Genomic DNA, 8688 nt, shown 5'->3' with positions numbered 1-8688 from the left:
GACTTTCTTGTCGAGCTGGCCGAACGGGTCGATAAGGCCGTTCCCGCTGACCGCCACACCCATCTGGTTCTGGAAAACGAAGACAACGACGTGAGCTTGTTGAAAGATCACTTCGTGGCCCAGTGGAACGACGACGGTCATAACGTCTTGCACGTGCTGCTGACTGGCGAAACGGAAAGCTATTACAGCGACTATGCCGATGACCCGACTGGCAAACTGGCCCGCTGCCTGGGCGAAGGATTCATCTTCCAGGGCGAGCCCAATCGTTACGGCAAGGCGCGCGGCAAGCCCAGTGCGCTTTTGCCCACCAGCGCCTTCGTGCTGTTTCTACAGAACCACGACCAGACCGGTAACCGTGCACTGGGCGAACGATTGACTGAACTCGCCGATGATCGGGCTCTGAAGGCAGCAACTGCACTGCTTCTACTATCGCCTATGGTGCCACTCTTGTTCATGGGCGAAGAGTGGGGCTGCCTGCAACCGTTCCTTTTCTTTACCGATCACAACCCCAAGCTCGGCGAGGCCGTTCGCCAGGGGCGACGCAACGAGTTCTCGGAATTTTCCAGCTTCACCGATCCCGAGGTACGCGAAACGATTCCCGATCCCAACGCCCGGGACACCTTCGACCAGAGCATTCCAGACTGGGCGGCCCGCTCCAGCCCGCCCCATGAACAGTGGCTGAACTATTACCGGCACCTGCTTGACCTGCGCCACAACCTGATCATCCCGCGTTTGGCAGGCAGCCAGGGGCTAGGGGCAGAAGTACTGGCCGAAAAGGCTGTGTCAGCTTCCTGGCGACTGGGTGACGGCAGTCTGCTGTATATCGATCTGAACCTGTCTGATAAGTCTGTCGCTGCCAGAGCACGCAACGGCACTGAGCTCATTTTCCACTACGGCCTGAACCTCTGCGGCAGAGAACACTCGATATTGCCACCGTACAGCATCGTCATCACCCTGAGAGCCAAAACATGAAAGAAGCATCGCTGATCAGCCTGGCACAGGCAGCGGGTATCAGTACCCAATGGACCGACGCCTACGACGAGCCGCAAAAAGTCGACACCCAGGCCCTGCGCGCCCTGTTGGCCAGCCTGGAGCTTCCCGCCGACAGCGAGCAGCAGATACGGACCAGCCTGGCAGAACAGCAAGACCGGCAGCGCCGCGCCGAGGCGGGTCCGCTGATCACCATGATTGCAGAGCAGAGCGTCTCGCTTGCGGGCCGCTTCGCCCCGGGCACATCTTGCAAGATTGTCCTGGATGATGAGCGCAGCCTGCATCGGCGTCTGGATCACAACGCCCGCCTGCCGGGGATTTCCCAGTGCGGCTACCACCAGTTATTGATAGAGGATGAGCTGATCACGCTGGCGGTGGCTCCGAAGCGCTGCCTGAGTGTGGCCGACCTGTGTGGCCTCTCTACGGCGCGTCTTTGGGGGTTATCCGCGCAGCTGTATTCACTGCGCCGACCCGGCGATGGCGGTGTAGGCGATACTTTGGCTCTGGAACAGTTGTCGCGCCGAGCGGCCAGCGCGGGCGCAGACGCTCTGGCGATAAGCCCGGTGCATGCCCTGTTCAGTGACCGCAGCGACCAGTACAGCCCCTACTCGCCGTCCAGCAGACTGTTCTACAACCCTCTGTACGCCACGCCCGGGCGGGTGCTCGGAGATGAGTCTGTCAAGCGTGCGATCGATGAATGTGGACTGCAGGCGGAACTGGCCAGACTCGAAGCACTACCGCTGATTGACTGGCCTGCGGTGTCTGCCGCCAAGCAACAACTGCTGCGCCACCTGCATCAGCATTTTGCGGCCCGGGACAACGGTCTGACGAAGGATTTCGCACGCTTTTGTAAGAAGCGTGGCGCGGCTCTGGAGCAACACTGCCGTTTTGAAGCGCTGCATGCCTACATGCAGCAGAACCAGCAGGCACACAGCTGGCACGACTGGCCTGCTCCTTTCCGCGACCCCGATAGCGATGCGGTCGCACAGTTCGCCAATGAACACCGTCGTGAGGTCGACTTCCACATGTTCTGTCAGTGGCTCGTCGATAACGGCCTGGAGCGTGCGCAATCAGTTGCCCGCAGCTGCGGCATGCATATCGGTCTGATCAGCGACCTGGCCGTCGGCGCCGATGGCGCGGGCAGCTTTGCCTGGTCCAGGCAGTCGGAGCTGCTCAGCGCAGTATCGGTAGGCGCCCCCCCGGACACTATCAACAGTCAGGGCCAGAACTGGGGCGTTTCGGCCTTTTCTCCATGGGGTCTGCAGGCGCGAGGCTATCGGGCTTTTACCGACATGCTCCAGGCCAACATGGCCCACGCCGGTGGAATTCGCATCGACCATGTCATGGGCCTGAAGCGTTTATGGGTGATCCCGGAGGGTGCTTCACCACAGATGGGGGCCTATCTGAACTATCCGTTCGAGGAACTGATGCACCTGGTAGCCCTGGAATCCTGGCGTCACAAGGCAATCGTGATTGGCGAGGATCTGGGCACGGTGCCCGAGGGATTACGCGAGGAGCTGGCTGCGCGCGGAGCGCTTGGCATGCGAGTGCTGCATTTCGAACGGGACGAGAACGGCTTCATCGCCCCGGATGATTGGCCGGCTGATGCGCTGGCAACCACCACCACGCACGATCTGCCAAGCGTGCGCGGCTGGCTCGCCGGTCGTGATATCGACTGGCGGGAAAAGGCCGGTCACCGGGACATCGACGAAAGCAGGACTGATCGCCAGACGCGTAGCGCAGAAAAAAAAGAACTTATCGCCGCGCTGCGCCAGGCAGGCGAACTGGAAAAAGGCGAGAGCGATGACCGCGAGCAGCTCGAAGCCTGCATCGGGTTCATCGGCAAGACTCCCGCCCCACTGGTGCTATTGCCGTTGGAGGATGCACTGGGCGAGATGGAGCAACCCAACCTGCCCGGCCCGGGCAATATCCACCCGAACTGGCGCCGACGTCTCGCCCAAAACGTCGATGAACTGCTAGCGGGTACAGAGGTGCAACGTCGTTTGCAGCGGTTGAGCGCCGCGAGGGCAAAACGCGAACAGGAGTCCGCATGACACAGGACGTATTGATTGAACCGCGGGCCACTGCCCGTCTGCAGTTTCATGCCGGCTTCACCCTGGAGCACGCTATCGGCCTGGTGGATTATTTCGCGAACCTCGGAATTAGCCATATCTATGCGTCGCCGCTGACGCGGGCACGCTCCGGATCCCTGCACGGCTACGATGTTGTCGATCCGACCATGATCAACCCCGAACTGGGCGGGGAAGAAGCGCTGGAACGCCTGGTGCAGGCACTGCGCGAGCGCCAGATGGGGCTTATTCTGGATATCGTGCCCAACCACATGGCCGTCAGCGACGCCAACCCCTGGTGGCACAGCGTGCTGGAATGGGGGGCATCCAGCCCTTACTCCGACTTTTTCGACATCAACTGGCACTCCAGCGATCCTCTGCTGGAGGGCCGGATTCTCGCGCCGTTCCTGGGCCGCGACTATGCCCTGACACTGAGTGACGGCGAGCTTGAACTTGATTTCGATGCGTTAAGCGGCACCTTCTCAGTGACCTATTTTGACAATCGTTTTCCGCTGACGCCGCCGAGCTACGCCGACATTCTGCTCAGCTCGCACGATCACCACCTTAACGAGCTGGCAGTGAGGTTTGCCGCGCTCGACGGCTATCGTCAGGCGCCGGACCGGGCTCATGAACTCTGCGCGCAGCTGGCGCAGCTGTGCACCTCACCAGCGAATATCGAACTGGTTCACCAGGCGCTTGCCACTTTCGCGCCGATCGCCGGACAGAGCGGTGGTCGAATGCATGAACTGCTTGAACGCCAACATTACCGCCTGGCCAGTTGGCGCACCGCGGCCGATGAGATCAACTGGCGACGTTTCTTCGATATCAATGAACTGATCTGTCTCAGGGTGGAGTCACACGAGGTGTTCGAGGCGGCGCACGCAAAGATTTTCGAGTTGGTAGAACGCGGGCTCGTCGATGGCCTGCGCATCGACCACATTGATGGTCTGGCCGACCCCCGCGGCTACTGCCGCAAGTTGCGGCGCCGTGTCGAGGGCCTGATCGGCCCATCTGTGCGAGCCGCACGTTTCCCGATCTACGTTGAAAAGATACTCGGTAGCGGCGAAGTACTACCTGCGCACTGGAACGTAGATGGCACCACCGGCTACGAGTTCATGAACCAGGTTTCCCTGCGGCAACACGACTCCCGGGGAGCTGCTGCGCTGCAACGTCTATGGGCCAGCGAAACCGGCCGGCCGGCTGATTTTCTGCAGGAAGTATATGACGCCAGACGTTTTGTCCTCAGCAATTCGCTGGCCGCCGATTTCGAGACGGTTGCCGAGGGGTTGATGCAGCTGGCGCGCGAAGACCTGAGCACCCGCGATCTGACGCTAAACGGCATACGCCGGGTATTGCTCGAGCTTATTGCCAACTTTACGGTCTATCGCACTTATGCCGCCGCTTGCGGCCGCTCGGAACAGGATCGCAAGTATTTCCAGCGCGCCCTGCTGGCGGCGAGTGAACGCCTCTCCCCAGCCGATGAAGCCATTCTGAAGGTCCTCGATCGATGGCTGGGAGGCGAGAATCTCAAGCAGGTTCCGCCAGGGTCCGTGCGCCAACTTCGCCAGCGCGTGTTGCGGCGTTTTCACCAGCTCACTTCTCCGGCAGCCGCCAAGGCAGTAGAAGACACCGCATTCTATCGCTATGGCGTTTTGCTCTCTCGCAACGACGTGGGCTTTGACCCGGAACATTTCAGCGCGCCGCTGGCGGAATTCCACCGTAACAATGTAGTCCGCGCACTGGATTACCCGATCAGCCTGATCACCACCGCTACCCACGATCACAAGCGCGGAGAAGACACCCGGGCGAGGCTGGCTGTGATCAGCGAACGGGCCGCCTGGTACGTTAACCAGGTGCGGGACTGGCAACAATCGGCCGCGCCCTTGCGCAGCGTGCTGGCAGATGTCAGCGCGCCCTCGCCCGGTGATGAAATGATGCTATATCAGACGCTGTTGGCGAGTTGGCCGCTGGAGCTAGACAGTAGTGACCAGGACGGATTGCAGGTCTACTGCGACCGGCTGCTGGCCTGGCAAAAAAAGGCCCTGCGCGAGGCAAAGCTGATGAGCAGCTGGAGTGCACCCGACAGCAGCTACGAAACAGCCTGCCGCGAGTTTCTCACCGCCCTGTTACTTAATCCTGAACATCAGGTGTTACGCGGCCAGATTGCCCATGCTGCCGCGAGCCTGGCGCCAGCCGGAGCACTCAACAGCCTGGCCCAGTGCCTGATCCGGCTTACCGCACCCGGGGTACCCGACCTGTATCAGGGGACCGAATTCTGGGACTTCAGTCTGGTGGATCCTGACAATCGCAGACCGGTTGACTACTCCGCCCGGCAATCGGCACTGAATAACAACGACTCGCCCGAGCGGCTGCTCGCCGTCTGGCACGATGGCCGAATAAAGCAATGGCTGATTGCGACGATTCTCGACTGGCGGCGCAAGCATCCCGACATATTCCGCCACGGCAATTATCAACCACTGGAAACCTCAGGCGAGCATGCTAACAACGTGTGCGCTTTCGCCCGCGAGCATGCAAACAAGGCAGTCATAGTGGTGGTGCCATTGCTCACGGCGCCGTTGCTGCGCGATCAGCCGACACCGATGGTGCCTTCAGAAGGCTGGAGTAATACTCGCGTGATACTTCCCCCGCATATGAAAGAGCGACAGCTGTCGAACCAGTTGTCTGGTGAGGCGGTCCAAGTCCGAGAGGGCCGGATCGCCATAAGCGAGGTGCTGGCGCAATTGCCCGTCGGCTTTATCAGCACATTCAAACCGTAAGGAACAATCACCATGACGAGCGACGAAGATCGTATCCGCGAACTGGCATACCAGATCTGGGAGAGCGAAGGCCGACCCGAGGGCCAGACCGAGAGGCACTGGGCAATGGCCCGCAAGCTGGCCGAAAGCGAGGATGCGGGCGCATTCGTCCCGCCCCCGGGAACAGAAGCCGCCACCAGACCTAAACCCACGCGCAAGGCGCCGACCAAAGACGAAACTCAGGTGGAAAAACCAGCCCTGCTTGGCAAGCCGACAGCGCGGCAAAAAAAAGCTGCCGCCGACGCAGTCTCAACCGCCCCGGACAAGCCCCAGGCCGCGACAAAGGCGCGCACCCCGCCTAACAAGACGCAAAACCGCTGATCCAGGAGGCCGCATGAGGAGCAAGCGAGGAACGCGCTACGAAGATTTCAAGGCGCAACAGCAGTCACGGATAACTGAAGGACACCCCTTTCCACTGGGCGCAACGTGGGACGGCTTGGGCGTCAATTTCGCGCTGTTCTCTGCTCACGCCACCAAGGTGGAACTATGTTTGTTTGACAGCTCCGGTGAAACTGAACTCGAGAGAATCGAACTGCCCGAGTACACCAACGAAATCTGGCACGGCTATCTGCCCGACGCGCATCCTGGACAGATATACGGCTATCGGGTTCATGGCCCCTATGAACCCAAGGACGGTCATCGATTCAATCATCATAAACTGCTGATTGATCCTTACGCCAAGCAACTCGTGGGCAGCCTGGAATGGTCAGAGAGCCTGTTCGGATACACTATCGGCTCTCCCTATGCAGATCTAAGTTTCGATAAACGCAACAGTGCGCCTTTCATGCCCAAGGCCAAGGTGATCGATCCTGCGTTTACCTGGGCGCATCAGAAAAAGCCTCAGATACCCTGGAACAGGACCCTGGTTTACGAGGCCCATGTGCGTGGCATCAGCATGTTGCACCCCGATGTGCCCAAGCCCCTGCGCGGGACTTACAACGGACTGAAAACCACGGAGCTGATCCGCCACATCCAGTCCCTGGGGGTATCCAGCGTCGAACTGTTGCCGGTGCATGCCTATGTCAATGATCAGCATCTGCTGGAAAAGGGTCTGAAGAACTACTGGGGCTACAACAGCATTGCCTTCTTTGCGCCCCACCCGGAATACTCGGCCAGTGGGCGCATCAGCGAATTCAAGGAAATGGTCGCACAACTTCATGACGCGGGCCTTGAGGTGCTTCTCGACGTGGTCTACAACCATACGGCCGAGGGCAATGAGCTGGGGCCTACCCTGTCGATGCGCGGCATCGACAATGCCACCTACTATCGTCTGATGCCGGATGAGAAACGTTACTATATCAATGATTCCGGTACTGGAAACACGCTGGATCTGGGGCATCCCTGCGTGCTGAAGATGGTCACCGATTCACTGCGTTATTGGGCCACGGAAATGCAGATCGACGGCTTCCGCTTCGATCTGGCGACGATTCTAGCGCGGCATGCGCACGGATTCGAGGAGCGCCATGGTTTTCTGGTCGCCTGCCGTCAAGACCCGGTACTCAGCGAAACAAAATTGATTGCCGAGCCCTGGGATTGTGGCCCAGGTGGATACCAGGTCGGCGGTTTTCCGCCGGGCTGGATGGAATGGAACGACCGCTACCGCGACGCCGTGCGCGCGTTCTGGCGCGGCGACGAGGGGCGGATAGGCGAGCTGGCAAGCCGACTTACCGCCTCGGGAGAGTTTTTCAACCAGCGTGGCCGCAGACCTTTTGCGTCAGTCAACTTTGTCACGGCCCACGACGGCTTCACGCTACGCGACGTAGTCAGCTACAACGACAAGCACAATGAGGCCAACGGAGAAAACAACCAGGACGGTAGCGAGCATAATCATTCCTGGAATCACGGCGAGGAAGGCCCCACCGATGATCCGGACATCAGCGCGCTGCGACTGCGCCAGATGCGCAACATGCTGGCGACATTGATGCTCTCGCAGGGCACGCCGATGCTGCTGGCCGGGGATGAGTTCGGTCGCACCCAGCAAGGCAACAACAACGTCTACTGTCAGGACAATGAGCTGGGCTGGATAAACTGGGACATCGACCAGGAAGGCCGCAGCCTGTTGGAGTTCACCCGCCGCCTGGCACAACTGCGCCGCGCCTACCCGATTCTGCGACGGGGTCGCTTTCTAGTCGGCGAGTATGAAGAGGAGCTGGGTATCAAGGACGTGACCTGGTTGGCGCCCGACGGCAGCGAGATGAACGCCGAGCAGTGGCAGGACCCACATGCCCGTTGCCTCGGCATGCTGATGGACGGACGCGCCAGGCCCACCGGCATACGCCGTAGCGGTCATGACGCGACCCTGCTGCTGATTCTCAACGCCCATCATGATGTGGTCGGCTTCCACCTGCCCGAGGTTGTTCAGGGCACCTGGTGGCACTGTCTGCTGGATACGAGTCGTCCGCGGCTGAGAGTCGGTGAGCGTCACGAACTGGGCAGCGAGTTCCTGGTGAATGATCGCTCACTGATGCTGTTCGAATTGCAGAAAGAGGAGGAGCAATGAGGGTGCCCCAGCGTATCCGTGCCTGAACTATGCGATCTCTTGCAGGTCGTAGACTGTATCGAACATCAGATCATTCAAGCGACGGGGGGGGGAGGACGATCCCATGCCTACCATGGTCTCTCAGAGCGCGGCCGACGAGCGCTGCAGCCAGGGTCATGAGCTGGCCCTGCGTTGCCTTGGCCACCCCGGTACCTGCACCGACCTCAGGTCTCACTCAGTACCGAAGCAAGCAAGGTAATCCAGGATACATGAGTCACACGAGCGATCCGACAACAGGGGCACGGCAGCCCATAGCCATTGAACATCCACAGCG

General features: G+C 60.2%; 5 protein-coding genes. All 5 read left to right on the top strand.

Annotation, left to right across the window (positions count from 1 at the left end):
- Nucleotides 1-972 (top strand): DUF3459 domain-containing protein (locus tag ABYA88_RS09540; RefSeq protein WP_373186908.1); only part of this gene is annotated, 972 nt, incomplete at its 5' end.
- Complete coding sequence (gene malQ / locus ABYA88_RS09535) at nt 969-3044, top strand: 4-alpha-glucanotransferase (RefSeq protein WP_373186907.1); 2076 nt, start codon at nt 969-971, stop codon at nt 3042-3044. The genes ABYA88_RS09540 and malQ, both read left to right, overlap by 4 nt.
- Nucleotides 3041-5836, top strand: a complete 2796-nt coding sequence (locus ABYA88_RS09530) for a malto-oligosyltrehalose synthase (RefSeq protein WP_373186905.1) — start codon at nt 3041-3043, stop codon at nt 5834-5836. The genes malQ and ABYA88_RS09530 overlap by 4 nt, the downstream gene beginning before the upstream one ends.
- Nucleotides 5837-5848: 12 nt before the next feature.
- Complete coding sequence (locus tag ABYA88_RS09525) at nt 5849-6196, top strand: DUF2934 domain-containing protein (protein WP_373186904.1); 348 nt, start codon at nt 5849-5851, stop codon at nt 6194-6196.
- Nucleotides 6197-6209: 13 nt separating this feature from the next.
- Nucleotides 6210-8375, top strand: coding sequence for a glycogen debranching protein GlgX (gene glgX / locus ABYA88_RS09520; RefSeq protein ID WP_373186903.1), 2166 nt, complete (start codon nt 6210-6212; stop codon nt 8373-8375).
- Nucleotides 8376-8688 lie beyond the last annotated feature (313 nt).

The sequence above is a fragment of the Halopseudomonas sp. genome (assembly GCF_041579695.1).
Classification (GTDB): domain Bacteria; phylum Pseudomonadota; class Gammaproteobacteria; order Pseudomonadales; family Pseudomonadaceae; genus Halopseudomonas.
This window is presented reverse-complemented; position numbering and strand designations above follow the sequence as displayed.

Bases quoted from the DNA above. Each gene is read 5' to 3' on its own strand.
- malQ (WP_373186907.1), top strand. From the start codon at position 969: ATGAAAGAAGCATCGCTGATCAGCCTGGCACAGGCAGCGGGTATCAGT.
- ABYA88_RS09530 (WP_373186905.1), top strand. From the start codon at position 3,041: ATGACACAGGACGTATTGATTGAACCGCGGGCCACTGCCCGTCTGCAG.
- ABYA88_RS09525 (WP_373186904.1), top strand. From the start codon at position 5,849: ATGACGAGCGACGAAGATCGTATCCGCGAACTGGCATACCAGATCTGG.
- glgX (WP_373186903.1), top strand. From the start codon at position 6,210: ATGAGGAGCAAGCGAGGAACGCGCTACGAAGATTTCAAGGCGCAACAG.